This is a genomic window from Pseudoalteromonas sp. SR44-5 (assembly GCF_014163675.1).
In the GTDB taxonomy this organism is placed as follows: domain Bacteria; phylum Pseudomonadota; class Gammaproteobacteria; order Enterobacterales; family Alteromonadaceae; genus Pseudoalteromonas; species Pseudoalteromonas rhizosphaerae.
In genome coordinates this window covers 1-359 of record NZ_JACJDT010000204.1, presented here as the reverse complement: position 1 = coordinate 359, position 359 = coordinate 1, and the positions used below count along the sequence as shown (strand labels likewise).

General features: G+C 38.4%; 1 pseudogene. It reads right to left on the bottom strand.

What is annotated here, in order from left to right:
• Positions 1 to 209: pseudogene (locus tag H5154_RS23970) on the bottom strand (hypothetical protein); the annotation flags it as partial.
• Between the last annotated feature and the right edge of the window lie 150 nt (positions 210 to 359).

The following is a 359-nucleotide window of genomic DNA, read 5'->3' as shown; positions in this document are numbered from 1 at the left end:
TAGCTATCAGCAAACGCGACTATGTATTGGCAATCCCTTTTACCATGCTTAGGGTATTTTTTAGGGATTAAACTTGTAACAGGCATGCCTCTTCCCAAACTAAAGCCTAACGAGCCTCGATACATCTCAACTTCTTCAAATGGAATAACTAGTTCGGGGTTACCACCAAACGCAGGGAAATTTACATTGCCGGTTTTTCGGTCAAACACGACTAATTTACCTCGCGGTATTCTCGCTTTACGGTGGTAAATAAAAGCAATTATTAATAATAAAACTTGCCCCAGGATAAACAAAGGGTCAAAAAGAAATGAGTCTAATAGGTGTTGTAAACTTTTAGCTTTAAATAACCCAAGTACTTG